Genomic DNA, 25,918 nt, shown 5'->3' with positions numbered 1-25,918 from the left:
AAGCCAGAATCCGTGGCTGGAGTTTTCGGGGTCGAGATCGGGGTGTTCCCGCATCCCGTCACCGACCAGCCGATCGGTACGTGCAATGACGAAGCGAGGACGAAGCGTGTCCAGAAATGGTTTGTTGGCGGCGCTGGCCGCGGTCATGCTGTCGGCCGGCAGCGCTGCTGCGCAAGAGCAGCCAAACACGCAGCCCAGGGTGACGACGGTGCCCGCTGCAGCTCCCCAGTCGGCGCGAACCGTAGTCGAACAGCCCGCACCGGCTGCGCCTGTCGCGCCGGCTTCGCCAGCTGCCGGGCAGGCGGCGCCGACCGCGCTACGGCCGGCAACCCAGCCCGGTGCATCCGCGCAGGCCGAGCCTTCGGCAATATCGCTGACGCTGCCGCACGATCTGTCGCCCTGGGGCATGTTCATGGCCGCCGACATCATCGTCAAGGCGGTGATGATCGGGTTGGCCTTCGCCTCGCTGGTCACCTGGACGGTGTGGCTGGCCAAATCGCTGGAGATTCTCTTCGGCAAGCTCGGCGCCCGTCGCGCTGCGCGCGCCATCGGCAATGCCGCCACGCTGCGCCAGGCCGGGCGCGCGCTTGGCAACAGTGGCGGCCCCGGTGCGCTTTTGGTGCGGGCGGCCGAGGAAGAGACTGCCCTTTCGGCCGGTGCGCTCGGCCATGTCACCGGCGACGGGCTGAAGGAACGCGTGACGTCGCGCCTGTCGCGCATCGAAGCGGCGGCGGCGCGGCGCATGTCGCGCGGCACCGGCGTGCTGGCGACGATCGGCTCGACGGCGCCCTTCGTGGGCTTGTTCGGCACCGTCTGGGGCATCATGAACGCCTTCATCGGCATCTCGCAGGCGCAGACCACCAACCTCGCGGTCGTCGCGCCCGGCATCGCCGAGGCGCTGCTCGCCACGGCGATGGGCCTGGTCGCGGCCATTCCCGCGGTGGTCATCTACAACGTCTTTGCGCGGTCGATAGCCGGCTACCGGCAGCTCCTTGCCGATGCCTCGGCCGGGGTCGAACGGCTGGTCAGCCGCGATCTCGATTTCCGCACGGTGCCGCAGGCGCCCGCGCTGGCGGCGGAGTGATGGGCCATGGCGGCTAGAATTCGCGAGACTATCGACGGCGATCTCGAGGAAAGCTACGAGATCAACGTGACGCCGTTCATCGACGTCATCCTGGTGCTGCTGATCATCTTCATGGTCGCTGCCCCGTTGGCGACAGTCGACGTCAATGTCGATCTGCCGGGTTCGACCGCGACACCGGCGCCGCGGCCGGAAACGCCGCTGTTCCTGACGCTGAAGGACGATCTGACGCTGGCGATCGGCAATGACAGCGTGCCGCGCCAGGCTTTTGCCTCCGTGCTCGACGGCAGAACCAAGGGCGACAAGCAGACCCGCATCTTCCTGCGTGCCGACAAGGCGGTCGGCTATGGCGAGTTGATGGAGGTGATGAACCTGCTGCGCGGCGCCGGTTATCTGAAGATCGCGCTGGTCGGGCTGGAGAGGGTGCCAGCGGACGCATCCCCGCCGCACCCGGGCGCCGCCCCATGACGCAACTGGCCGCGGCCGTTCCCACCGCCGACCCGCCGGGCGCCGGCGCGCGCGAGATCGGTTTGTGGGCGGCTGCGGCCATTGTCATTGTCGGCGCGCATGTCGCGATCGCCTATGTCGTGCAGAGCTTCAGCCTGGCCAACATGGCCGATGGCGGCCCGCCGGCTGTGGCTATCGAGCTGTCGCCGATGATGGTGGCGCCGGCGGTGCGGGTGGACTCAGCGGCCGACGTGGTGACGCCCGAGCCGCCGAACCAGATCGAGGAGGCGGTTGCCGAACTCAAGCCGGTCGTGGAGCCCGAGCCCGGTCAGCCGGAGCCGGTCACCGAGAAGACGGAAGCGGTTCAACCCGCCGCTCCGATCGAGACGGCAGCGGCCGAGCAGCCCGATCAATCGCCGCCGCTGGATGAGGTGGTGCCCGACATCGTCCCGACCATAGCGCCGGATGTGGTCATTCCGCTGCAGACCAGGCCGGTGGAGACCAAGCCGACGGAGGACAAGCCGGTGGAGGACAAGCCGATCGAGAAGGCGAAGAAGGCTGCCGAAAAACCCAAGCCGAAAGCAAAGAAAGAGAAGAAGGAAAAGGCCGCGCCGGCGAAAGCGGTCGTGACCGCCAGTGTCGATCAAAAGGCAGCGGCGAAGGCGTCGGCGCCGAAGGCTTCGCAATCGAGTGGATCATCAGTCAATGCAAGCAAATGGAACTCCCAGCTGATCGGATGGATCAATCGGCACAAGCGCTACCCGAGCGCGGCAAGGTCGCGGCGCGCCGTGGGTACCGCAAATGTGACCTTCGTCGTCAGCGCTTCGGGCAAGGTGACCTCCGTCCGGCTGACACGATCTTCGGGGGACGCCGATCTCGATCGCGCCGCGCTCGGCATTCTGCAGGGTGCGACGGTGCCCGCGCCACCGCCTGAGAAGGCCGGTACGGCTGTCGTGGCGCCTTTGATGTTCACGCTGCGGAACTAGAAGCAGCCGGACAAGGCCGATCCCATGACCACGTACTTTCCCGCTTGACTGACCCGCCGGACCGAATACGCTAGCGCAAAATACCGGCCTTGGTCGCCGGGCGGCAAATATGCCTCGCATGCCTCGCCCTCCGGCGCTGGCTGCGGGGCATTGTCATTTCTGAGGATCGGTTTGAAACGGCGTATCGAGATCGGCATCCTGTATTCCCGCTCGGGCAGCTACCAGCTGGTCTCCGATGCGTGCCGGATGGGCGCCATGCGCGCCATCGCCGACATCAATGCCGATCGGAGCTATGGCATCGAACTGGTTCCGGTCGAGCGCGATCCGCAAAGTAATGCCGATCGCTACGCGACTTTGTGCGAGGACATTTTCAGGACCAGCAGCGCGCGCCATGTCGTCGGTTGCGTCACCTCGTGGAGCCGCAAGGAAACCATCCCAGTGCTGGAGAAGGCCGGCGGCATGCTCTGGTATGCCTGCCCCTATGAAGGGTTCGAGGCCAACGAGCATGTCGTCTACATGCACGCCTGCCCCAACCAGCATCTGGTTCCGCTGATGGCGCATGTCGTGCCGCGTTTCGGCGCCAACGGCTTCCTGCTCGGCTCGAACTACATTTGGGGCTGGGAGATGAACCGCGTGGCGCGCGACCTGATCGCGGATGCCGGCGGCAAAGTGCTGGGCGAGCGCTATCTGCGCATCGGCGAGACCGACGTGTCGCGGCTGATCGCCGAGGTCCGGGCGACGCGGCCGAGCTTCATCCTCAACAATCTGATCGGCACCTCATCCTACGCCTTCCTGGCGGCTTACCGCGAGCTGGGCGATGAGGATGCGGCATTCAGGCCGGAAAACTGCCCCGTCATCTCCTGCAACCTCACCGAAGGCGAGTTGCCGGCGATCGGCGAGACAGGGAAAGGGCATCTGTCGGTCGGGCCCTATTTCGCGCCCCGGCCGGCTGCCTTCGCTTCGTCCTTCGAGGCCTCCGCCTATGCCTCGGTGCAGGTGATGGCCGACGTGCTGTCGCGCGACACTGATGCCGGCCCGGCGGAATTTTCCAAAGCCTTCGCCGAGCGACGCTTCTCCACCCGGCTCGGGCCGATCGCCATCGACGCCCACTCCCAGCACGCGACGCTGCCGGTGATCATCGGCCGGATCGCCGATGGCTTCTTCGAGGTCGTCAGCCAGGAGGATGAGGTCGCGCCGGATCCCTATCTGTCGCGCTACGACCCCGCCAAGACATTCGGCCGTCCGCGCCTGAGGGTGGTGTCATGACCCGGACGCGCATCCCCAATCTCGGCGGCGCGCGGGCTTTCATCCTGCATCGCCCGCATCCGACGGTGCAGGCCATCACCAGGCAATTGTCGGCCATCGGCCTGGCTACGATCGACTGCTGGCCGGAATTGCCGCCGGAAGCTCTCGCGGCCGATTTCGTTTTCTTCGATGCCGATCTCGGCTTTGACGAGCAATTCCCGTGGAAGCCGGGCGAGGCGCCGATGCCGCTGGTGGCGCTGATCGGTTCCGAGGCGCCGGGGCGTATCGAATGGGCGCTGTCGCACAAGGCCGATGCGCAGCTGCTGAAGCCGGTCGGCAATGCCGGTGTGTACAGCGCATTGCTGATCGCAAGGCAGAGCTTCGAGGCACGCAAGCATTTAGCCGGCGAGATAGCGTCGCTGCGCCAGCGCGTCGCCGAGCGCCAGACCATTGTGCGCGCGGTGACGGCGCTGTCGAAAGGCAGCGATGACGAGCGTGCCTATGCACAACTGCGATCGCTGGCGATGAGCTGGCAGATCAGCGTCGAGGATGCCGCGCGCAGGATCGTGGCAATGACGGATGAGGAAGGCGGCGATGACCAGTCCCATCGCGCCTGATCTCCCGGTACGCATGCCGGCAAAACCGCGCGCCGGCGTCTGGCGTCGGCTGGTCAAACGCCGCCTGGCGCTGCTCGGGCTGGTCATCGTCGCCATTGTTGTCGCCGGCGCTGTGCTGGCGCCCCGGCTGACCGGCTACGATCCCAACGAGCAGATGTTCGACGGCCTGACCATCGAGGGCTCGCCGCTGCCGCCCAGCGCCCAGTATTGGCTCGGCACCGACCTGCTCGGACGTGACCTCTTGACCCGCATCCTCTACGGCGCCCGCACCTCGCTGATCATCGGCATCGTCGCCAATGGCGTGGCGCTTTTGATCGGCACTTTGGTGGGCGTCACCGCAGGCTATTTCCGCGGCTGGATCGGCAGTGCGCTGATGCGCTTCACCGATCTGATGATGGCGTTCCCGGCGCTGCTGCTCGCCATCTGCCTGGCGGCAGTGTTTCAGCCGAGTCTGTGGATCGTCGCCATGGTCATCGCGCTGGTCAACTGGGTGCAGACGGCGCGTGTCATCTACACCGAGACCTCATCGCTGGCCGAGCGCGAGTTCATCGATGCCGAGCGCAGCATCGGGGCGAGTGCGCCGCGCATCCTGTTTCGCCACATCCTGCCGCATCTGCTGCCGACCATCATCGTCTGGGGCACGCTCGGCATCTCCACCACGGTACTGCTGGAGGCGACGCTTTCCTTCCTCGGCATCGGCGTGCAGCCGCCGACGGCGTCGTGGGGCAACATCATTTTCGAGAACCAGACCTATTTCCAGGCCGCGCCCTGGCTGGTGTTCTTCCCCGGCGCCGCAATCCTGGCGTTGGCGCTGGCCTTCAATCTGATCGGCGACGCGCTGCGCGACATCCTCGATCCGACGCAAAGGGGCCGGGAATAATGGGGGGCCGGTCATGATCGCCTATCTCGGCCGCCGGCTGATCCAGTCGCTGCTCATCCTGCTTGGCGTCTCGCTGATCACTTTTGCGCTGCTCTACCTCTTGCCGGCCGACCCGGTGCGGCAGATCGCCGGCCGCAGTGCTACGCCGCAGACCGTGGAAAACATCCGCCAGCAGCTCGGCCTGGACCAGCCTTTCGTCGTCCAGTATTGGCACTACCTGACGAAGCTAATCAGCGGCGATCTCGGCCGCTCCTACATCCAGCGCTCGGAGGTTACCGAGCTCATCGTCTCGCGGCTGCCGGCCAGCCTGCTTTTGATGGTGGGCGCCATATTGTGCGAGTTGCTGATCGGTCTAAGCATGGGGCTGATCGCCGCCGTCAAGCGCGGCTCCGCCACCGACCAGACCCTGATGGTGGCCTCCTTCGTCGGCGTCTCGGCGCCGCAATTCGTCGTCGGCTTATTGCTGCTCTACGTCTTTGCCGTGCGGCTAAGCTGGTTTCCGATCGGCGGCTACGGCACATGGCGCCATCTGGTGCTGCCGTCGTTGACCATGGGCGTACTCGGCGCCGGCTGGTATGCGCGCATGATGCGCTCGTCGATGATAGACGTCCTGCGCCAGGATTATGTCCGCACGGCGCGGGCCAAGGGCCTGGCGCGCAGCGCCATCATATTCCGCCACGCACTGCCGAATGCCATCCTGCCGGTCATCGCCATGATCGGCATCGACATCGGCATCTTCATGGGCGGCATCGTCGTCGTCGAAAGCGTGTTCGGCTGGCCCGGCATCGGTCAGCTGGCGTGGCAGGCGATCCAGCGCGTCGACATTCCGATCATCATGGGCGTCACGCTGGTGTCGGCCTTCGCCATCGTGCTCGGCAATCTGCTCGCCGACATCATCGCGCCGTTCATCGATCCCCGCATCAAGCTCAGATGAAAATGAAACAGAGAAAGGGAACACAACAATGAAAAAGTTTCTCGCATCCACAGTCGCGGCATCCGCCTTGGCCCTCATGCTCGGCATGACAAGCGTCCGCGCCGAAGACACGGTCGATCCCAACGCCAAGCAAGGCGGCGCCATGACCATCACCTACAAGGACGATGTTGCGACCCTCGATCCGGCGATCGGCTATGACTGGCAGAACTGGTCGATGATCAAGAGCCTGTTCGATGGGCTGATGGATTACGAGCCAGGCACCACCAACCTGAAACCCGATCTGGCAGAAAGCTACGAGATTTCGCCCGACGGCCAGACCTTTACCTTCAAGCTGCGCCATGGCGTGAAATTCCACAATGGCCGCGAGATGACGGCCGACGACGTGAAATATTCGCTCGACCGCGTCACCAATCCGAAGACGCAGAGCCCCGGCGCCGGCTTCTTCGGCTCGATCAAGGGCTATGACGATGTCGCTGCCGGCAAGGCCGAAGGCCTTTCCGGCGTCACCGTCGTCGATCCCTACACGGTGAAGTTCGAGCTGACCCGGCCCGACGCCACCTTCCTGCATGTCATGGCCATCAATTTCGCCCATGTCGTGCCGAAGGAAGAGGTCGAGAAATATGGCGCCGATTTCGGCAAGCATCCGGTGGGCACCGGCGCCTTCAAGCTCGCCGAGTGGACACTCGGCCAACGCATCGTCTTCGAGCGCAATGCGGATTACTGGCACAAGGGCCTGCCGCATCTCGACAAGATCACCTTCGAGATCGGCCAGGAACCGATCGTGGCGCTGCTGCGCTTGCAGAAGGGCGAGATCGATGTGCCCGGCGACGGCATTCCGCCGGCAAAATTCCAGGAGGTGATGGCCGATCCCGAGCAGAAGGCGCGCGTCGTCGAAGGCGGTCAGCTGCACACCGGCTACGTCACCATGAACACCACCATGGCGCCGTTCGACAATGTGAAGGTGCGTCAGGCCGTCAACATGGCGCTCAACAAGGCGCGCATCATCCAGATCATCAACGGCCGCGCCGTGCCGGCCAACCAGCCGCTGCCGCCGTCGATGCCGGGCTACGACAAGGAATACAAAGGTTATCCCTATGACGTAGCCAAGGCCAAGGCGCTGCTGGCCGAGGCCGGTCATCCCGATGGTTTCGACACGCAGCTGTTCGCCATGAACACCGATCCCAACCCGCGCATTGCCCAGGCGATCCAGCAGGACCTGGCGGCCATCGGCATCAAGGCCAGCATCCAGTCGCTGGCGCAGGCCAATGTCATCGCCGCCGGCGGTGACAAGGCCGGCGCGCCGATGATCTGGTCGGGCGGCATGGCCTGGATCGCCGACTTCCCCGATCCGTCGAATTTCTACGGCCCGATCCTCGGCTGCGCCGGCGCGGTGCCGGGCGGCTGGAACTGGTCGTGGTACTGCAATAAGGACCTCGACGCCAAGGCGGCCGAGGCGGATTCTGTGGTCGACCCGGCAAAGGCCGGCGAACGCGACAAGATGTGGAGCGCCATCTACGACAAGGTGATGGAAGACGCGCCCTGGGCGCCGGTCTTCAACGAACAGCGCTTCACCATGAAATCCGCCCGAATGGGCGGCGCCGACAACCTCTATGTCGACCCGGTCCATATCCCGATCAACTATGACAATGTGTACGTAAAAGATGTGCAATAGCTGCGACTACACCATCCATGGGCGCCATCACCATTTCGGCTGGGACAATTCCTTTGTCCCGGCCGAGCGGGTGGCGCCCGGCGCGACCATCGAGTTCCAGTGCCTCGATGCCGCCGGCGGCCAGCTGAACGCCGACAGCACGGTCGCCGAAATCGTCAAGCTCGACTTCGCCGGGGTCAACCCGGTGACCGGGCCGATCTTCGTCGAGGGCGCCGAGCCGGGTGACGCGCTCAAGGTGACGATCGAGATGTTCAAACCGTCCGGCTTCGGTTGGACGGCGAACATTCCCGGTTTCGGCCTGCTCGCCGATGACTTCACGGAACCGGCGCTGAACATCTGGAAATACGATGCAGCCGCGCTCGAACCGGCGCTGTTCGGGAAAAACGCGCGCGTACCACTGAAGCCGTTCGCCGGCACCATCGGCAATGCGCCGGCTGAGATGGGGCTTCACTCGGTGGTGCCGCCACGGCGGGTCGGCGGCAATCTCGACATCCGCGATCTCGCTGCCGGCACGACGCTCTATCTGCCGGTTGAGGTGGCCGGCGCGCTGTTCTCGGTCGGCGATACGCACGCCGCACAAGGCGATGGCGAGGTCTGCGGCACGGCGATCGAGAGCCCGATGGACGTCGTGCTCAAGCTCGACCTTGTCAAGGACGCCAGGCTGAAGACGCCGCGCTTCACCACCGCCGGTCCGGTGACGCGCCATCTCGACGCCAAGGGCTATGAGGTGACGACGGGTATCGGGCCGGACCTGATGACCGGCGCCAAGGAGGCGGTGGCGCAGATGGTCGATCTGCTCGCTGGGCGTTACCAGATCGATCCGGTCGAGGCCTATATGCTGGCCTCGGTGTGTGGTGATCTGCGCATCAGCGAGATCGTCGACATGCCGAACTGGGTGGTGTCGTTCTATTTTCCGCGTTGCGTGTTTGAATGATGTCAGGTCGGCGCTGCACCCCCACCCCGCTGCTTCGCAGCGACCCTCCCCACAAGGCGGAGGGTAAAGCGCTGCCGCCCTACCTCCCCCTTGTGGGGAGGTCGGACCGGACGTCCGGGTGGGGGTCAGCGCCAAGGTTTGTGCGAATGGTGCGACGGAACCAATCCGTCGCAGGGCTCCACCCACAATGACCCTCGCCGACACCCCCGTCCTCTCCATCGCCAACCTCTCCGTCAGCGTGCGCGGCGAGGACGGCGAGCGCAATGTAGTCTCCAACCTGTCGCTGACGCTGGCGCGCGGCGAGACGCTCTGCATTGCCGGCGAATCCGGCTCCGGCAAGTCGATGACCGCGCTGGCGATCATGCAGCTTTTGCCGCAGCCGGCGGCGCGCATATCGTCAGGCATGATCCGTCTTCGGGATGGGAATCGGGGCGACACCGACCTAGCAACCCTCGACGAACGCCAGATGCGGCGCATTCGCGGCGACCGCATCGCCATGATCTTCCAGGAGCCGATGACCTCGCTCAATCCGGTGCTGTCGATCGGCCGGCAACTGACCGAATCCATCGAAGCGCATACCAGCCTGTCGTCGGCGCAAGCCCGCCAGCGCGCGATCGAGGCGTTGAAGGCGGTGCGCATTTCGGAGGCGGAAAGCCGGCTAAAGCAGTTTCCGCACGAACTCTCCGGCGGCATGCGCCAGCGGGTGATGATCGCCATGGCGCTGGCGCTCGAGCCCGACGTGCTGATCGCCGATGAGCCGACGACGGCGCTCGACGTCACCGTGCAAGGCGAAGTGCTGGAGCTGTTGCGCGACCTGCAGCGCCAGCATGGCACCAGCGTCATCCTGATCACCCACGATATGGGCGTGGTTGCCGAAATGGCCGACCGGGTCATCGTCATGCGCGACGGCCGCATGGTCGAAGAAGGCACGACATCGGATATTTTTGTCCAGCCGCAGGCCGACTATACGCGCGAACTGCTGGCTGCCGTGCCGCGCATCGGCCGTGGTGTCGGTCGACAGAAATCCAGGGATGCGATTGACGTCTTGAAGCCGGCCAATGTCGCCGAGGTCAACGACCTGCATGTCCGCTTCGATCTGCGTGGCGGCATCTTTGGCCAGGTCACCCGCCGCGTCCATGCCGTCGAGGGCGTCAGCTTCTCGATCGCGCCCAACGAAACGCTCGCTCTGGTCGGCGAATCCGGCTGCGGCAAGTCGACGACGGCCAAGGCGCTGGCCGGACTGGCGCCGTATAGCGGCGACATCGTCATTGGCGGGCGCAATCTCTCCGGTCTTGGCCGCGACGAGCGCAAGGCGGTGCGCCGTGACGTCCAGATGATTTTCCAGGATCCCTTCGCTTCGCTCGATCCGCGCATGCGCGTCGGCGAGCTCGTCGCCGAGCCGCTGGTGATTCATGGCATCGCCTCCAAGGACGAGCGCCGCGAACGAGTGGGGGCGCTGTTCGAGCGTGTCGGCCTGTCGGCCGACCAGATGGAGCTTTACCCGCACGAATTCTCCGGGGGCCAGCGCCAGCGCGGCTGCATCGCCCGAGCGCTGGCGCTACGACCAAAACTGATCATCGCCGACGAAAGCGTCTCGGCGCTCGACGTCTCGGTGCAGGCGCGCGTGCTCGATCTCCTGAAGGAATTGCAGCGCGAATTCGGCGTCGCCTATCTCTTCATCTCGCACGACATGGCGGTGGTCGAGAACATTTCCGACCGCGTTGCCGTCATGTATCTCGGCCAGATCGTCGAGATGGGCACGCGCGACCAGGTGTTTTCCAACCCGCTCCATCCCTATACGAGGCGGCTGATCGAAGCGGTGCCGGTGCCCGATCCGGCGCAGCGCAGAACGCGCTTCGCGCGCCTCGACCAGGAAATCCCGAGCGCCACCCGCAGGATCGGGGAGGCGCCGCTGAAGCTGGCGCTGAACGATGTCGGCGGCGGCCATCTGGTTGCTGCGGAAAGCTGAGCCCGCACTGGCTGGCAGCTGTTCTTTTACTTAGTTGAGTACAACCAAGAACTGCCGTCTCGGGTTTACCGCGTCTTAGGTGGACGGCGGCCACTATACGGTCGGCGTTCTTGCCACGGGGAAAAATAGTGCTCAAGGCGGTTCTGCAGCTGCTGCCGGGTCGGTTCATGGATGTGCGCATGCGCGTATCCGCCGACTACGAGACGCGCGTCGTGGAGCGGCCCGGGCGCTGGATGAAGGCTGCCGAACTGGAGCAGCTGAGCAGCGATCTGCGGCTGGTAGCGTCCAAGACACTGAAGTTCGGCAGCCTGACCTATGGCGTGTTTTCCGGCGACCGCAGCCGGCTGGAACATTCCATCATCACCATTGTCTACCGGCGCAGCGACCGGCAGCCGATCGCCTTCAACTCGCTGGCGCTGATGGAGATATCGCTCGCCGGCAAGCCCTATGAAGTCTTGCACCTCGGTTTGGTCATGATCGATCCCGACGAGCGCAGCCGCGGGCTGAGCTGGATCCTCTACGGCCTGACCTGCTTCCTGATGTTTTTGCGCAATCAACTGCGGCCGATCTGGATTTCCAATGTCACCCAGGTACCCGCTGTCGTCGGCATGGTCGCGGAGGCGTTCAGCAATGTGTTCCCAGGACCGCATGCCGGCGCGCGCCGCTCGCTTACCCATGTGCTTCTGGCGCGGCAGATCATGGCGCGCCATCGCCATGTCTTCGGTGTCGGCCCCGAAGCTGGTTTCGACGAAGAGCGCTTCGTCATCACCAACGCCTATACGGGCGGATCGGACGATCTGAAGAAGACCTTCGACGAGGCGGCCAAGCACCGCGTCGAGACCTTTAACGAGTTCTGCCGCAAGGAACTCGACTACACGCGCGGCGATGATGTGCTGCAGATCGGACAGATGAGCTTTCAGTCGGCGCGCACCTATCTCGCCGACGCGGTTCCGCGCGGCTCGCTTGCCGCCCTTGTGGTAGCAGGTGCGGCGGCCACGCTGCAGCGGCTGGTTTTGCCGGTGGTACACTGGGCGGATAGCAGCCGCCAATGGAATGTGCTGAGACCATGGACACGCTGATGGCTTCATCCGTGATGATGCCTGGGTGTGAGCTGATGGGCGCTGACCGATGAACCTCGACGACACGCTCGTGGCCGACACCATCACCTCGCTGGCGGCGCTGTTCGGGCTGCTGATCGTGATATCGGTCGTCGGCGGGCGCGACACCGGCGATCCGCTGTCGCGGCGTTTTCTGTTCGGTTTGCGGGTGCTGACGGTTCTGCTCGCCTGCCGCATCCTCGACTGGACTACCGGCCTCGCACTCTTCCGCTTCGTCACCATCGCGGCGGCGGGCCTGCTGCCGCTGGCCGCACTGCTGCTGACCGAGGGGCTGTTGCGCCGGCATGCGCCGTTTGCGCTAAAGTTCTTTGCCGCCGGCGGCGCCCTGCTGTTTCTACTGCTGGCGCCGATCCCGGAACGCTTTGCCGAGCCATGGCGGATGGCGGTACTACTTGCCTTCCAGTTCGGAGGTTTTCTCGCCATCGGCTGGCTGGTGATGACGCGCGATCGCGACAGCCTGTCGGCGGCCGAAAACCGCACGGTCGAGCGCATGGCGCTGTCGCTGCTGTTGATCATTCCGTTCATGGTCACCGACTACCGGCCCGGCCTGTTCGAAGTGCCGGTTCGGCTTGGCGGCATCGCCATCCTGTTCCTGTGTTGGCTGACGATCGGCCTTGGACGCGCGAGCCTCGGCCATCGCGACACGATCGGCGCCTTTACCGTGATTACGCTGAGCTCGGTTTTCGCCGGGCTGGCGCTGGGCGGCATCGACGATCTCGGCTGGCGCGGCAGTGTGCAGGGCGTGGTGATCGTGCTGTCGGCGACGCTGCTGGCAGTCATCTACAATGACAGCGTCAGCCTCACCGCGGAGAAGCGCCGCGACTCGTTGCTGAAGCATATGGCCGAGGGCGACCTCACCGATTCGGCGCGCTTCCTGCGCGGCCTGCAGAGCCATATTCTTGTCGACGGTGCGCTGATCCTGCCGGCAGCCGACCTCGGTGATTTCGACCTGAAGGTGCTGGCCCGTGCACTAGAGCAGGAGCCCGTGCGCTCGCTCGCCGATACGCAGCCGGGGGCGCCAGTCGACCAGGATATACGCGAGCAGCTGGCCTGGCTGTTCGAGAAATTTGAGGCGACCCATGTGCTGCTGGCGACGCTCGAGCCGTTGACCGTGGTGGCGCTCAACATGCCGGCGCTGGCATCGTCGCCGGGCGTGGAAATGGAGCTGCGGGCAGTCCAGCGCATGGCGATGCTGATCTCGCAGCGGCATGCGAAGGGTTGATCATACTGAACGGGCCGGCTCTTGCGTCGGCCCGTTGCCGTAGCCGGGTCAGGCGGCCTTGGTCTTCAAGGCCTCTTCGTCGCGCACCATTTTTGTCACGGCGGCGAAGTCGAGCTTGCCGGAGCCAAGGACCGGTACCTTTGAGACCACCCGCACTTCGGCCGGGACCATCAGGTCCATGGCGCCGTTGGCCTTGGCGTAGGCGAGGAATTCCGCTCGTGTGGCGCCGGATGCCTCAGTGATGAGGATCAGCTTTTCGCCCTTGCGCGCGTCGGGCACCGTGGCGACCGCCGACAGCGAGCCCTTCCACAATTCGCCGGCCAGCGCTTCGACAGCGGCGAGCGAGATCATCTCGCCGCCGATCTTGGCGAAGCGCTTGGCGCGGCCGCGAATGGTGATGAAGCCGCCTTCGTCGATAGCGACGACGTCGCCCGTATCATGCCAGCCGTCCTCCAGCGGTTCGAGCACGCCGGGCTTCTCGGCCCGGAGATAACCGGCCATGACATTGGGGCCGCGCACGAACAGCCGGCCGCCTTCGTCGACGCCGGGGACCGGATCGAGGCGGTATTCCATGCCGGGCATGATCTTGCCGACGGTTCCAGAGCGATTGTACATCGGCGTGTTGATGGAGATCACCGGCGCCGTCTCGGTGACGCCGTAGCCCTCGAGGATGCGTAGGCCGAACTTCTCCATATACGTCATGCGCGTCGCTGTCTTGACCGGTTCCGCGCCGGCAAAACAGTAGCGTATCGAGCGGAAGTCGTAGGGGTGCGCGGTGCGCGCGTAGCCGGAGAGGAAGGTGTCGGTGCCGAAGATGATCGTCGCGTTCGAGCCGTAGATCAGTTCCGGCACGAGGCGGTAGTGCAGCGGCGAGGGGTAGAAATAGACCGGCACGCCGGAGATCAACGGCAGCACCGTGCCCGCGGTCATGCCGAAGGAGTGGAAGATCGGCAGCACGTTGAACACCTTGTCGCCCGAATGGAAGTCGATACGCGACGCCGCCTGGGCGGCGTTGGCCAGGATGTTGCGGTGCGTCAGAACGACGCCCTTCGGCGTACCTTCCGAACCCGAGGTGAACAGGATCACCGCCGCGTCGCCGGGCTTGCGTTTCGCGCGCGGCGTCGACTTGCGCAGCAAGCCGAGCAGCTTATCCTTGAGACTGATGGTCTTTCTGAGATCGTCGAGCCACACGATGTCGACCGAGCGACCGAGTTCCTCGACTACAACGCCGAGCTTTGCCTGTTCGACGAACGCGCGGGACGTCAGCACGGTGCGGACTTCGGCGGCCTTGCAGGCGGACAGAATATTGGCAGCACCTGCGGTGAAGTTCATCATCGCCGGAACCTTGCCGGCGGACATGACGCCGAGCAGTGTCGCGCAAGAGCCGTTGGCGTTGGGCAGCATGATGCCCAGCGTCTGCTGGTCGGCATAAAGGGTCTGGAACTTCTCACCAAGCACGGCGGCAGCCGTGAGCAGCTTGCTGTAGCTGAGAGAACCGGTGACCGGATCCTGAACTGCGAGCTGTTTCATGCCGCGTTCGTTCGCCGTCTCGATGATCTTTTCCAGTACGGTCTTGTCGATGTCCTGGGTGCGGAAAACGAGATCCGACATCACCTGGTAGAGCGCGGAACCCGCCGCGGCGCGGCGCTTGCGGCCCTTCAGCTCCTGCGGCACCTCGAGCTTGACCGGTTCCAGAATAGTCACCTTGACCTTCGGGAACAGGCGGCGGCGCACATGCTGCGAGCTCAGCCGCGAGAAGTAGGTCTTCTCCAGCCCGTCGATGCGCACCGGCACAACCATCGAGCCGGTCTTGTCGGCAACCATGGCGGCGCCGTCATAGACCTTCATCAGGCCGCCGGTCACGGTGATGCGTCCCTCCGGGAAGATCACCAGCGGGTCGCCGCCCTGCACGATCTTGATCAGCGTGCGGGTCGACATCGGCTTGGCCGGGTTGAGCGGCAAAGCGCGGGCAAGTTTCATGAACGGCTTCATCCACCAAGCCTGGGCAATGGTGTAGTCGATGGCGAAGACCGGTTCCTCATCGGTCAGCGTCAAGGCGAGCGGACCGTCGAGGAAGCTGACATGGTTGAGCGCCAGGATCGGCGCCTTGCCGGCCGCCTTGAGGTTTTCCATGCCCTCGACTTCGAGGCGCAGGAAAGCGCGGAACAGGATGGAGACGAAGTCACGGAAGGGGTTCGTCGGCAAATATTTCAGCATCAGCCATGCGGCAATCGCATTGGCCGCGACGAGGCCGAACAGGATGCCGCCGGTCGAGACCTTCGTCTGGATCAGGGCCATGATGATGCCGCCGCCAGTCATGAAGCCGGCATTGACGATACTGACGGCGGCGACGACCCGGGCGCGCCGCGCTTCGGGCGACCAGGCCTGCACGGCGGCGAAGGTCGGCACCACCAGGAAAGCGGCTGCAATGGCCATGCCGGCGAGGTCGATGGCGACGCGGATCGTGTTTGGGCCGGCGAAGAATGCGCCAAGGGTTTCCGCCTGGGGCGACGGCGTCATGCCGGAGATGGTCCAGGCGAGATGCAGGCCGAACAGGGCGAGCAGCGCCGTGCCGACCGGTGCCGGCAACAGCACGATGCGGCCCTGCGACATCCAGGCGGCGATGGCCGAACCGATGGCGATCGAGACGGCGAACACGGCGAGGTAGACGGTGACGGCCATTTCGTTGCCGCCGAGCGAATCCTTGATCAGCACCGGCAGGAGCGAGAGCACGATGGCGCCGATCAGCCAGAACCAAGACGTCATCAGGCCGGCGCGCCAGATGCGCGTGTCGGTGCGCAATTCGGTGACCTGGCGCCAGGTCGAGCGGAAGATGTTCTTGTCGATGACAAGGTCGGGCGCCGCCGAACCGGTGGACGGGATATAGCGGCTGACGAGCCAGCAACCGACGGCGAGCGCCATCATGATCGGTCCGAACACCGCGACGCCGATACCATCGGCGGAAACGACGCCGCCGGCTATGGTGCCGCCGAGAATCGCGGCAAACGTGGCTGACTCGATCCAGGCGTTGGCCTTGGGCAGTTCCTTGCGTTCGAGGTGATCGGGCAGGATTCCGTATTTGATCGGTCCGAACAGCGCCGAGATAACGCCGAACATCAACAGCGCCGTCATCAGCACGGGAATGGACGACAGGGCGATGCCGACGACGGAGACACCCGCCGCCGCGATCTCGGCGAATTTCAGACGCTTGGCTATGAGAGCCTTGTCGAAGCGGTCGGCGAGCTCGCCGCCGAGCGCCGACAGGAGCAGGAAGGGGGCCATGAAGACGGCGCCCGCCAAGGTGACCAGTGATGCCGCCTGGTCCGCCGCCAGCGTGAACAGAATAAGGAACACCAGCGTGTTCTTGAGGAAATTATCGTTGAAGGCGGACAGGAACTGCGTCCAGAACAAGGGCGCAAAGCGCCTGGACGTCATCAGATGAGCTGTCGGTCGGTTGATCGGGGCGATTTCCATAGCGGCGACTTCCATTGGGCATGACCGATTAAAATCCTGGCTGGATTGATCAGCGGTCTTGCGCGTTGAGCCTTGTTTAGCGGGAACCCGGTTACACTTCGTTACTGCGGCTGACTTCCATCAGCAACTTCTCGGTCTTGGCGTCTTCCAGCCGGTTGATGAAGCGGCTTGCCTCTTCCGAGTCGCGCAGCGTCTTGGTGATGGTGATCGAGGTGTGCACGAGCATGATGGCGGCCATCGCATAAAACCCCTTGGCGGCGAAGCTCGCCTCCATGAAGTAGATGCCGCCGGCCATCATCGTGGCGGCAACGGCGAAACTGGCCATGGTGAAGGTCTTCCAGGCGCTTGAGTCCTTGGGGGAATAGGTGTTCGGGGTCATCGATATGGTCCTTTCGTTTCAAGGTTAGGTTGGTTGGGCGTGGGTCTGTTTCAGGCTGGATACAATCAGGCCGGATACAATCAGACTGGATACAATCAGGCCGGGTACGATCAGGCCGGCTTGGTCATGGTCTTCGTGAGCCGTTCGAGCACGGCGTCGGCGCTGCTTCTCAGCGGCGCGCCGCAGCCGGCGGCCGCAAGCTTCTCTGAGACCGCGGCAGGATCGCCCGACTGTTCCATCTCGGCCATGGCGGCCGCGGTGGCGTCGATCTGCTTTTGCCTGGTGCGCAGGCGCAGCAGCGTCTCCTCGGCGTCCCTGAGCGCCGACAGGCTGGAGCCGGGCGCGCTTTCTCGCAGGCGCTGGGTCGAGTCGACCGCGGCAACGATGCGCTGGCCGCGCTGCAATTCGCGCAGGCGCATTTCGGAGACGCGGATGATCCGCTTGAGACGCTCGATCTCGGTGCCGAAGCTTTTCTGCGCCTCGGCGGAGGCGTCGCGTTCGGCTTCCAGCATGGCGATGGTTTCGGCGGCTTCGCGGGCCAGTTCATTCTGTCCCTGCTCGATCGCGGCGATCGTGCGCTTCTCCAAATCGTCGATGCGGAGGACAAGCTTCTTGTACTGCGCGACTTCCTGTTCATTCTGGGCGATGGCAATTGCAACCGCCCGGCGGGCGGCCGCGATAGCGTCGGCGCAATCGCGGATCTGCTGGCGCAGGATTATCAGCGCGTTGCGGTCGACGACCGCCTCGGCGGCTTCGTAGCTTCGGCCGCGAACGAGAGCAAAAAACTGTTTCAACATTTCCGTTTCTCCTCTATGAACGTTGTTCATGAGGCAAAGTAGCACATTGTGAACGGCGTTCAAGGAGAAAATGAACGGTGTTCATGATTGCGCATAAGAGAAGGTTAATGACCGCAAAACGGGACGCCAAACGCGAGGACCTCAAAGGCAGGCTGATCGAGGCCGCGCAAGCGCGCATCCAGTCCTCGGGGCTCGCCGGTCTGCGTGCGCGCGACATCACGGCCGATGCCGGCTGCGCGCTGGGCGCGCTCTACACCGCCTTCGCCGACCTGGACGAGCTCATCCTGCATGTCAATTCGATCACGCTGGCAAGACTTGGGGCGGCGTTGGAACAAGAGGCGACCGCCGCCGCCGAGCCAAGGGCCAAGCTGAAGGCACTGGCCAAGGCCTATCTCGGCTTCGCCCGCGGCAATCGCATGGCGTGGAAGGCGCTGTTCGAGCATCGCATGGCGCCAGGCGTGGCGGTGCCCGGATGGCATCTGGCCGAACATGCCGTGCTGATCCAGCATCTGGTCGAGCCGCTGGCCCAGCTGCTCCCGGCGGCGGCAACGCCGGAGCTTTTGGCCCGCGCGCGCACGCTGTTCTCCGCCGTGCATGGGATCGTCACCATCTCGCTCGAAGACCGTTTCATTGGCCTGGCGTCCACCGATCTCGAAAGTGAGCTGCTGGGTTTCGTCGACACGCTGGTAAGCGGGCTGAAGGCGGAAAGAGAATGAGCTGCTGCGATCGGCTCTTGCTTCACGGCACTCTGCCCTTATGAAGATCGTGGCGGGGACTGGCCGGTTGATCCAGGCCGGCTGAGACTGTTGGGGATATCCGGTGACAATCGATCAGAACCGTCGGTTTCGACCCGAAATACAGGGGCTGCGCGGCTTGGCGGTCGCGCTTGTCGTGGTCTATCACATATGGCCGGATGTGCTGCCTGGCGGATATGTCGGCGTCGACGTCTTTTTCGTCATCTCTGGCTATCTGATCACGGGCCTGCTGGCGCAGATGGCGCTGCGCGGCGGCCGGATTTCACTGATCGAATTCTACTCGCGACGGGTGCGACGGTTGTTGCCGGCAGCAACCCTGGTGCTGCTGGTGGCATTGCTGGGCACGCTGCTTTTCATCTCAAAGGCGCGCTGGGAGGAAATAGGCAACCAGATCGTGGCGAGCGCTCTTTATGTCGAGAACTGGCGGCTGGCCTCGATTGCGGTCAGCTATCTCGAGGCCGACACCTTGCCGAGCCCGGTGCAACACTACTGGTCGCTTTCCATCGAAGAGCAGTTCTACATCGCCTGGCCGTTGGTGATGATCGGCGTGATCTGGCTGGCGCGCCGCCGTGACCTTCCGCTGAGGGCCTGCTTGATCGGGGCGTTGTCGCTCATTTTCGCGGCATCACTTGTTGCCTCTGTCGTTTTGACGGCGACGGATCCGGCCCAGGCCTATTTCGTCAGCCATACCCGCCTGTGGGAATTGGCGCTGGGTGGTCTGCTGGTGCTGACCGAACACCAGTTTCGACTGGCGGCACTCACTAGACAGTGGCTGGCGATCGCCGGCATCCTGGGCATCGTTGCGTCCGCCTTGCTGTTTTCCGCTGCAACTCCATTTCCCGGCGTCAGTGCGTTGTTGCCGACCTTGGCCACAGTGCTGGTCATCCTGGCTGGCGAGGTTGAAGTCGGCCGGTTTCGTGGGCTCGATTCGTTGCCACTTCGTTTCATCGGCGATCGCTCCTACTCGGTCTATCTATGGCATTGGCCGCTGATCACCATCTCCCAGGCGCAGGGTCATTCGCTGACCCTTGCCGGCGGTTTCGGCCTGATTGCGGCGACCCTGCTTCTATCGGATCTGTCCTATCGATATGTTGAGCAGCGCTACCGGCAAGCTCGGGGCGGCGCCTGGTGGAAGCCGCTGGGATACGGCACCGCGGCGGTTCTCACATGCGTGGCCGCATCCGGCAGCCTGCTGCTCTTTCTGAAGACCGAACGCATCGACACCGCGCTGATCGGCACGCCTTCCTACCCTGGGCCCGCCGCTCTCGTCTCCGGCGCCGTGGTCCCGGACGGTGTGAACCTTCTGCCGCCGCTGGCCCGGCTGAGGCGGGACGTGCCGGTCGTGTATGCAAGGAAGTGCCACCAGGAGGAAAGCTCGGAGCCCAAACGATGCTCTCTAGGCGATCCCACGGGTGCGAAAACAATGGTTCTGGTGGGAGATTCTCATGCAGCCCAGTGGGTGCCGGCACTGGACAAGATCGCAAAGGACCGCAACTTCAAACTGGTTACCTTTACAAAATCCGCCTGCCCATTCACCCGCGTGGCCATCACGGCGGATGGCAAACCCAACGTCTTATGCGCGCAGTGGCACGAAAAGGTGCTGGCCGAGATCCTAAAGCTGAAACCGGATCTGATCTTCACCAGCCAGTCCAATTACGGAGCGGTTCAGCAAGACGTGATGATCGAGGGGCTGCGAAGTCTCTGGGGCGGGCTGACGGACGCCGGCTCGCAAATCGTTGCCATCCGCAACACGCCCTATATGAAATTCGACCCGGGCGAATGCCTGAGTTCGACCCCAACGAAATGCGTCACCAAACTGAGCGATATTGAGCGGAGCAACGTGTTGGCGCTGGCCGCGGAAGGACAGAAAAATGTGCGCGCCATCGATATGCTCGATGCCATTTGCGGGCCGCAACTATGCCCGGCAGTTGTCGGCAACATCATCGTCTGGCGGGACAGTCATCATCTGACCGCCAGCTACTCGCTTGCCCTGGCGCCCTATCTCGCAGCGAAGGCGGGGCTTTGACGAGACGTCTCGGAACTTAGATGTGTCGACAGGCAGGAAAATTCCGCTGGTGGAGCTGAGGAGGATCGAACTCCTGACCTCGTCATTGCGAACGACGCGCTCTCCCAGCTGAGCTACAGCCCCGTCCAGCGGATGGCGCATTTATCGAAGGCTGCGGTTTCCTGTCAAGGCGGGGTTTTGCCGAATTCCCTTGTGCCCGATGCTTGTAGGCGACCGGCCCTTGCCGGTTTCGCGCGCAATGGCTACATGTCGGCAACAATCGGAGACCGGCATGCTCGCCCTCATTCAAACAATCGTCATGGCGCTGGACCTGTACTGGTGGGTCATCATCGCCTCGGCGATCTTCTCCTGGCTCTATGCGTTCAACGTCGTCAACTCGCGCAATCAATTTGTCGGCAGCATCGGCAACATGCTCTACCGGCTGACCGAGCCGGCGCTGCGGCCGATCCGTCGATTTATGCCCGACCTCGGCGGCGTCGACATCTCGCCGATCATCCTGCTTCTGCTCCTGTTCTTCCTCAGGCAGCTCATTCTCACCACGATAGCGCCGCTGGTCCTGTGAACCCGACGATGGCATGAGCGCGCCATTCCGCTTGCGCGCTGACGGCATCGACCTGTTTATCCGGCTGACGCCGAAGTCTTCCGTGGACAGGCTCGGAGGCGTGGAGACGACGGCCGACGCGCGCAGCCATTTGAAGGCGCGCGTGCGCGCCGTGCCGGAGAATGGCGCGGCCAATGCGGCGCTGGAACGGCTGGTGGCCAAGGCGCTGGGCGTTCCGGCATCGGCGGTGTCGGTCGTTGCTGGCGCTACCGCTCGCTTGAAGACGCTACGCGTGAATGGCGATCCGGCGGCGCTGGTGACGAGCATCAAAGCGCTCGGCCGTTAGTCCTCAATCCCCCAGCGGCAACTTTGGATCGTCGACCTTCAGCGTGTTCACGCTCTGCTTGATGCGGCGCAGGTTTTCGAGAACCCTGGGTCCGCGCGTCTCGGCCACGGAGGTGACGATCATGTCGACGATCGACAGCAGAGCATAGCGCGACGAGGTCGGCTTGTAGATGTTGCCGTCCTCCAGCGACTGGAACTGGATGACGGTATCGGCGGCCTTGGCGAGCGCTGATTCCGGCGGGGTTATGGCGATGGTGGTGGCGCCATATTGCTGGGCCACCTGCACGGCGTCGATGACCGATCGCGCATAGCCGGACACCGAGAACGCGATCAACGTCGTCTCCGACGTAGCGACCGCGGCATACATGCGCTGCAACTGCCCGTCGATCTGCGCCAGCACCGGCACGCCCAGCCTAAACAGCCGGTTCTGCATCTCGGTCGCCATCATCGAGGAAATGCCGCCGGAGCCGATGCACAGCACATTGCCCGAACTGACGATGCGCGCGGCCACGCCCACCAGCGTCTTCATGTCGAGGTTTTCGCTGGCGTGCTGGATGGCGGCGATTGCCGCTTCGGTGATGGCCGACGCAATGCGCTGCTCGCGCGCGTCCCGGTTCAGCGGTTCGGGCGACAGATACTGGCCGCCAATGGCGATCGCCTGCGCCAGGTAGAATTTGAAATCGCGCAGACCCTCGCAGCCGAGATTGCGGCAGAAACGGGTGACCGTCGGCTCGCTGACGCCGACGCGCGCGGCAATCTCGGAGATTGCCGCCTTGGAGGCGAAGTCGAGATCGGTCAGCACGAGGCCGGCCAGGCGGCGGTCCGATTTGGTGCCGTCCTGCGACATCAGTTGCAGCCGCGTGATGATGTCGGCCGGCGTTTTCATTTCAGAGGTTTCGTCTTCATAGCGCTGCCTTCATAGCGGCAGGCCTGTTGCCGTGTCGAACAGATGAATGTTGCCCGGCGCGACGGAGACCGGCAGCATTTCGCCGGGCTTGACCTGAACCCGGTCGCGGAACACGGCGCGTACCGTGTCGGCACCGATCGCGCCATAGACATGGGTTTCCGAGCCGGTCGGCTCGACGACATCGACCTTGATCGCCATCGCGTCGACAGCCTCGCCGATGACGAAGTGTTCGGGCCGTATGCCGGCCTCGACCGTGCTGCCAGCCGGCACCGTCTTGCTGCCGAGCGCCAGTCGCCCTCCGCCGGCCGATTCGAACCAGCTTTTCTCGGGCGTCGTCTTCAGGGCGCCGGAGACAAAACTCATCGACGGCGAGCCGATGAAGGAGGCGACGAATTTGTTGGCGGGACGGTCGTAGAGTTCCAGCGGTGCGCCGACCTGCTGGATCTTGCCGCGGTCCATCACCACGATGCGGTCGGCCATGGTCATGGCCTCGATCTGGTCGTGGGTGACGTAGACGATGGTCGATTTCAGCCGCTGGTGCAGCGCCTTGATCTCGGTGCGCATCTGCACGCGCAATTGCGCGTCGAGATTGCTGAGCGGCTCGTCGAACAGGAACACCGAGGGTTCGCGCACGATGGCGCGGCCCATGGCGACGCGCTGGCGCTGGCCGCCCGACAACTCCCGGGGATAGCGGTCGAGATAGGAGAACAGGTTGAGGACGCCGGAGGCCTTTTTCACCTTGTCGTCGATTGCCGTGCGACTCTCGCCGCGAATCTTGGGACCAAAGCCGATATTGTCGGCCGCTTTCAGGTGCGGAAACAGAGCATAGGACTGGAAGACCATCGCGATGTTACGCTGTTGCGGCGGCAAATCGTTGGCGCGCACGCCGCCGATCAAGAGGTCGCCTGCGGTGATCGGCTCCAGCCCGGCCAGCATGCGCAGCAAGGTCGACTTGCCGCAGCCGGAAGGGCCGACCAGCACGACGAACTCGCCGCTCTTGATGTCGAGGCTGATGTTTTCGAGGATCTTGTGGCGTCCGAAGGATTTCGACAGGTCGCGGAACTCGACATCGGTCATGGTCAGGCTCCCAATATGTCGTCGATGAAGGGCAGGAAGCCGGCGGTCAGTCCGGCGTCGACCGGCACCACCGCGCCGGTTATCCCCGAGGCGCGATCCGAAACAAGGAAAGCCACCGCTTCGGCCACTTCCGTGGCGTCGACGATGCGGCCGAGCGGATAGAGCCGCTTGAGCTTGCCGAGAACATCCGGGTTCTTGGCCAGGCGATGGTCCCAGGCGGCAGTGCGGATCGAGCCGGGGCAGACGACATTGGCGCGCAGGCCGCTGCGGCCGAGCTCCACCGCGACCGATTTGGCATAGGCATTGATGCCGGCCTTGGCTGCGGCATAGGCCGGGTTGCCGAAGTGGGCGATGGCGTTGACGGAAGAGATGAAGACGACGCTGCCCGAACCGCGCGCGGCCATCGCCTTGATCAGTGGATCGGCGAACAGCATCACCCCGGTCAGATTGAGGTCGAGCTCGTGCTCAATCTTATCGGGTGTCAATGCGGCAAGCGTCTCTGCGCGCGTCCAGCCGGCATTGTTGATCAGCATGTCGGGAACGCCATCTTTCTCGAGGATCGCTGGTATCGCCGCCTCGATGGAAGGGCGGTCGAGGAGGTCGAAGACGTGACGCGACGCGAGGTGCGGGCTGCGCAACGCGTCTTCCGACTGGTCGCAGCCGACGACCCGCGCGCCACGTTCGGTCAGCAGCGCCACGATGGCCGAGCCCAGGCCGCCGCCGGCGCCGGTCACCACGACAGTCTTACCTGCGAATTCGGCCTCAAAAACCACCCTGCGCGCCTCCCCGAGATCTACGATGGTCGGAAACGCTATTTTAGGAAATGTAATTAAGCAACAGAATAATCTGCTTGCAAGGCGTAAAATGCCAGATAATGTAGGAAAGTCACATAAAGCCTTGGTCGCCTGGAAGCCGCAAGAGCGCAGGCGCAATCAAATGGGAGAGATCGAATGAAGCTTGAAAAATGGACTGTCGGCCTGATGGCCGGAATGAGCCTGCTCGCCCTGGCCGCGCAGGCAGATGCCGGCGAGGTGCGCGTAACCGTCGCCGAATACAGCGCCAAGACCGGCCCGTATTTCGAAGCGGTGAAAAAGGAATTCGAGGCAGCCAACCCGGGTATCACCGTCAAGTTCGAAGTTGTGCCGTGGGACGTGCTGCTGCAGAAGCTGACCACCGACATCACCGCCGGCACCAATGCCGACCTGTCGATCATCGGCACCCGCTGGCTGATCGATTTCGTCCAGCAGGATGTCGCCGAGCCGCTCGACGGCTACATCAAGCCAGACTTCAAGGATCGCTTCATCGACACCTTCCTGTCGCCGTCGATCATGGAGGGCAAGACCTACGGCCTGCCGATCGCGGCCTCGGCGCGCGCCATGTACTACAACAAGGAATTGTTCGAGAAGGCCGGAATCGCCAACCCGCCGGCAACCTGGACCGAGTTGCAGGAGGATGCGCGCAAGATCAAGGCGCTGGGCACCGGCACGTTCGGCTTCGGCCTGCAGGGCAAGGAGATCGAGACCGACGTCTATTACTATTATGCGATGTGGTCGCAAGGCACCGAGATTCTCAACAAGGATGGCACGTCGGGCCTCGGCACGCCGGGCGCGCTCGAAGCCGCCAAGCTCTACAAGTCGATGATCGACGAAGGCCTGACGGAACCCGGCGTCACCTCCAACAACCGCGAGGACGTCCAGAACCTGTTCAAGCAGGGCAAGGTCGGCATGATGATCACCGCGCCCTTCCTGTCCAACCAGATCAAGGACGAGGCGCCGAACCTGAAATATGGCGTGGCCGCTATCCCCGCCGGACCGACCGGCGCGCGCGGCACGTACGGCGTCACCGATTCCATCATCATGTTCAAGAATTCCAAGAACAAGGATGAGGCCTGGAAGCTGCTCGACTTCCTGTTCACCACCGAACAGCGCGCCAAGTTCACGCAAGGGGAAGGCTTCCTGCCGGTGAACAAGGAAGAGGCCAAGATGGACTATTACGTCAACAATGCCGACCTCGCCGCGTTCACAGCACTGCTGCCCGACGCCCGCTTTGCACCGGTCATCCCCGGCTGGGAAGAAGTCGCCCAGATCACCTCGGATGCCATGCAGAAGATCTATCTCGGCGGCGACCCCGAGGCAGGCTTGAAGGAAGCGGCTGCCAAGGCCAACGCCGTGATCAAGAAATAGGGCGTATCTCCCTGCGCCCGGGGGGGGCCGCCCGCGACGGGGGGGGCCGCCCTCGACGCCACCCCCCCGGGGGGGGGGGGGGGGGGGGGGGGCGCGCCGGGCGGGGGGGGGGGGCCGGGCGGGCCCGCCCCCCCGCCGCGGGGGGGGGCCCACCACCTGGCAACCGCCGCGACGGACATAGAAAGGGCAATAGGGGCAAACATCACCTCGCCTTGCGCCGCAAGGGTCGACATCCACTCCGTGGCGGGGGCCGCCCCCGCCCGGCCGGCCGCGGGCCAGCCACCCCCACCGCCGCCGGCGGGGCGCGGGGGGCGCACAGCCCGCGGGCG

General features: G+C 64.2%; 23 protein-coding genes and 1 tRNA gene. 17 read left to right on the top strand and 7 right to left on the bottom strand.

What is annotated here, in order from left to right:
• Window positions 1-106 precede the first annotated feature (106 nt).
• The 12 genes from exbB (at window position 107) to NKI88_RS21790 (ending at window position 13,105) form a co-directional block, all read left to right on the top strand.
• On the top strand, window positions 107-1,084 hold the full coding sequence (gene exbB / locus NKI88_RS21845; protein WP_023737952.1) for a tonB-system energizer ExbB: 978 nt from the start codon (window positions 107-109) through the stop codon (window positions 1,082-1,084).
• Between the two features lie 6 nt (window positions 1,085-1,090).
• Window positions 1,091-1,549 (top strand): TonB system transport protein ExbD, encoded by a 459-nt coding sequence (gene exbD, locus NKI88_RS21840; protein WP_023747352.1) that lies wholly within the window; start codon window positions 1,091-1,093, stop codon window positions 1,547-1,549.
• Window positions 1,546-2,514, top strand: a complete 969-nt coding sequence (locus tag NKI88_RS21835; RefSeq protein WP_352657130.1) for an energy transducer TonB — start codon at window positions 1,546-1,548, stop codon at window positions 2,512-2,514. Before exbD ends, NKI88_RS21835 begins: the two co-directional genes overlap by 4 nt.
• 171 nt (window positions 2,515-2,685) lie before the next feature.
• Complete coding sequence (locus NKI88_RS21830) at window positions 2,686-3,780, top strand: transporter substrate-binding protein (RefSeq protein ID WP_023715883.1); 1,095 nt, start codon at window positions 2,686-2,688, stop codon at window positions 3,778-3,780.
• Complete coding sequence (locus tag NKI88_RS21825; RefSeq protein WP_023715884.1) at window positions 3,777-4,376, top strand: ANTAR domain-containing response regulator; 600 nt, start codon at window positions 3,777-3,779, stop codon at window positions 4,374-4,376. The genes NKI88_RS21830 and NKI88_RS21825 overlap by 4 nt, the downstream gene beginning before the upstream one ends.
• Complete coding sequence (locus NKI88_RS21820) at window positions 4,354-5,256, top strand: ABC transporter permease (RefSeq protein WP_023693235.1); 903 nt, start codon at window positions 4,354-4,356, stop codon at window positions 5,254-5,256. The genes NKI88_RS21825 and NKI88_RS21820 overlap by 23 nt, the downstream gene beginning before the upstream one ends.
• 13 nt (window positions 5,257-5,269) lie before the next feature.
• Entirely contained in the window at window positions 5,270-6,190 is a 921-nt protein-coding gene (locus NKI88_RS21815) for an ABC transporter permease (protein WP_023668591.1), read from the top strand.
• 76 nt (window positions 6,191-6,266) lie between these two features.
• The gene (locus NKI88_RS21810; protein WP_502909485.1) at window positions 6,267-7,862 is read left to right on the top strand and encodes an ABC transporter substrate-binding protein; all 1,596 of its coding nucleotides are present in this window, start codon (window positions 6,267-6,269) and stop codon (window positions 7,860-7,862) included.
• Window positions 7,852-8,796, top strand: a complete 945-nt coding sequence (locus NKI88_RS21805; RefSeq protein ID WP_027050527.1) for an acetamidase/formamidase family protein — start codon at window positions 7,852-7,854, stop codon at window positions 8,794-8,796. The genes NKI88_RS21810 and NKI88_RS21805 overlap by 11 nt, the downstream gene beginning before the upstream one ends.
• Before the next feature lie 187 nt (window positions 8,797-8,983).
• Window positions 8,984-10,765 carry an ABC transporter ATP-binding protein gene (locus tag NKI88_RS21800; RefSeq protein WP_352657124.1) on the top strand — a complete coding sequence of 594 codons (1,782 nt, stop codon included), beginning with the start codon at window positions 8,984-8,986 and terminating at the stop codon, window positions 10,763-10,765.
• Between the two features lie 128 nt (window positions 10,766-10,893).
• Complete coding sequence (locus tag NKI88_RS21795) at window positions 10,894-11,844, top strand: hypothetical protein (RefSeq protein WP_352657121.1); 951 nt, start codon at window positions 10,894-10,896, stop codon at window positions 11,842-11,844.
• 49 nt (window positions 11,845-11,893) lie between these two features.
• Complete coding sequence (locus NKI88_RS21790; RefSeq protein WP_023730197.1) at window positions 11,894-13,105, top strand: hypothetical protein; 1,212 nt, start codon at window positions 11,894-11,896, stop codon at window positions 13,103-13,105.
• A 48-nt stretch (window positions 13,106-13,153) separates the two neighbouring features.
• Here the strand turns inward: NKI88_RS21790 and NKI88_RS21785 are convergent, their stop codons facing one another.
• From NKI88_RS21785 to NKI88_RS21775, 3 genes are all read right to left on the bottom strand, one after another.
• Complete coding sequence (locus tag NKI88_RS21785; protein ID WP_352657118.1) at window positions 13,154-16,579, bottom strand: acyl-[ACP]--phospholipid O-acyltransferase; 3,426 nt, start codon at window positions 16,577-16,579, stop codon at window positions 13,154-13,156.
• A gap of 91 nt (window positions 16,580-16,670) precedes the next feature.
• A complete protein-coding gene (locus NKI88_RS21780) occupies window positions 16,671-16,958 on the bottom strand; it encodes a YiaA/YiaB family inner membrane protein (RefSeq protein ID WP_023668598.1) in 288 nt (95 codons plus the stop codon).
• Between the two features lie 110 nt (window positions 16,959-17,068).
• Entirely contained in the window at window positions 17,069-17,755 is a 687-nt protein-coding gene (locus NKI88_RS21775; protein ID WP_023745372.1) for a PspA/IM30 family protein, read from the bottom strand.
• Window positions 17,756-17,862: 107 nt separating this feature from the next.
• On the opposite strand from NKI88_RS21775, the gene NKI88_RS21770 reads away from it, so the two are divergent.
• Together NKI88_RS21770 and NKI88_RS21765 are read left to right on the top strand one after the other, a co-directional pair.
• Window positions 17,863-18,471 carry a TetR/AcrR family transcriptional regulator gene (locus tag NKI88_RS21770; protein ID WP_352520792.1) on the top strand — a complete coding sequence of 203 codons (609 nt, stop codon included), beginning with the start codon at window positions 17,863-17,865 and terminating at the stop codon, window positions 18,469-18,471.
• 103 nt (window positions 18,472-18,574) lie between these two features.
• Entirely contained in the window at window positions 18,575-20,536 is a 1,962-nt protein-coding gene (locus NKI88_RS21765; protein WP_023834657.1) for an acyltransferase family protein, read from the top strand.
• 47 nt (window positions 20,537-20,583) lie between these two features.
• Here the strand turns inward: NKI88_RS21765 and NKI88_RS21760 are convergent.
• Window positions 20,584-20,659, bottom strand: a tRNA-Ala gene (locus tag NKI88_RS21760).
• Between the two features lie 148 nt (window positions 20,660-20,807).
• Between NKI88_RS21760 and NKI88_RS21755 the strand changes: the two genes are divergently transcribed.
• Window positions 20,808-21,098 carry a YggT family protein gene (locus tag NKI88_RS21755; RefSeq protein ID WP_023668602.1) on the top strand — a complete coding sequence of 97 codons (291 nt, stop codon included), beginning with the start codon at window positions 20,808-20,810 and terminating at the stop codon, window positions 21,096-21,098.
• Between the two features lie 13 nt (window positions 21,099-21,111).
• Window positions 21,112-21,423: a DUF167 family protein gene (locus NKI88_RS21750; RefSeq protein WP_352657115.1), complete on the top strand. Its 312-nt coding sequence runs from the start codon at window positions 21,112-21,114 to the stop codon at window positions 21,421-21,423.
• Between the two features lie 3 nt (window positions 21,424-21,426).
• Here NKI88_RS21750 and NKI88_RS21745 read toward each other — a convergent pair whose 3' ends face one another.
• From NKI88_RS21745 to NKI88_RS21735, 3 genes are read right to left on the bottom strand one after another with little or no spacing between them, the layout of a single operon-like run.
• Window positions 21,427-22,308, bottom strand: a complete 882-nt coding sequence (locus NKI88_RS21745) for a MurR/RpiR family transcriptional regulator (protein ID WP_352657112.1) — start codon at window positions 22,306-22,308, stop codon at window positions 21,427-21,429.
• A 30-nt stretch (window positions 22,309-22,338) separates the two neighbouring features.
• Window positions 22,339-23,406, bottom strand: coding sequence for an ABC transporter ATP-binding protein (locus NKI88_RS21740; RefSeq protein WP_352657110.1), 1,068 nt, complete (start codon window positions 23,404-23,406; stop codon window positions 22,339-22,341).
• Between the two features lie 2 nt (window positions 23,407-23,408).
• Window positions 23,409-24,179 carry an SDR family oxidoreductase gene (locus NKI88_RS21735; protein WP_352657108.1) on the bottom strand — a complete coding sequence of 257 codons (771 nt, stop codon included), beginning with the start codon at window positions 24,177-24,179 and terminating at the stop codon, window positions 23,409-23,411.
• Between the two features lie 177 nt (window positions 24,180-24,356).
• Here NKI88_RS21735 and NKI88_RS21730 point away from each other — a divergent pair, with 177 nt between their 5' ends.
• The gene (locus tag NKI88_RS21730; RefSeq protein ID WP_352657106.1) at window positions 24,357-25,589 is read left to right on the top strand and encodes an ABC transporter substrate-binding protein; all 1,233 of its coding nucleotides are present in this window, start codon (window positions 24,357-24,359) and stop codon (window positions 25,587-25,589) included.
• Window positions 25,590-25,918: the final 329 nt, after the last annotated feature.

The organism is Mesorhizobium sp. M0317 (genome assembly GCF_040321555.1).
In the GTDB taxonomy this organism is placed as follows: domain Bacteria; phylum Pseudomonadota; class Alphaproteobacteria; order Rhizobiales; family Rhizobiaceae; genus Mesorhizobium.
Note: the sequence above shows the minus strand (reverse complement) of the source record. Positions and strands in the feature narration are given on the sequence as shown.